Source organism: Pseudomonas sp. 32_A, assembly GCF_017490905.1.
Lineage (GTDB): Bacteria > Pseudomonadota > Gammaproteobacteria > Pseudomonadales > Pseudomonadaceae > Aquipseudomonas > Aquipseudomonas inefficax.
The window spans coordinates 1-462 of sequence record NZ_JAFGYI010000301.1 but is presented as its reverse complement, the minus strand read 5'-3'; the positions used below and the strand labels follow the sequence as shown (position 1 = coordinate 462).

Sequence of the window (462 nt, the reverse complement as noted above, 5' to 3'; positions counted from 1 at the left end):
GCGCGGCGCCCGCCGAGGCGATGCAAAAGGTCGCGACGCCCGGCAAGGCGAAGTGCGAGGCGGTGGCCGAGCTGATGGGCATCCCGCTCGAGCGCACGATCAAGTCGATCGTGCTCGCGACCGACAACGAAGGCGCCGAGCCGACGATCTGGCTGCTGATGCTGCGCGGCGATCACGATCTGAACGAGATCAAGACGGCGAAGCTGCCGGGCCTGGCCGGCCACCGCTTCGCGACCGAGGCGGAGATCGTCGAGTGGTTCGGCACGCCGCCCGGCTATCTCGGCCCGGTCGGAACGAAGAAGCCGGTGCGCGTGGTCGGCGATCGCACGGTCGGGAACATGAGCGATTGCGTCGGCGGCGCGAACGAGGTCGATTACCACATCGCCGGCGTGAACTGGGGGCGCGACCTGCCGGAGCCGGTCGTCGCCGACATCCGCAACGTGAAGGCGGGCGATCCGTCGC

1 protein-coding gene is annotated in these 462 nt (G+C 69.7%); it reads left to right on the top strand.

Translation table 11 applies throughout. The annotated features are described in order from the left end of the window. On the top strand, positions 1-462 hold a 462-nt coding region (locus J5M58_RS26775; protein WP_306795261.1), incomplete at both ends, for a YbaK/EbsC family protein.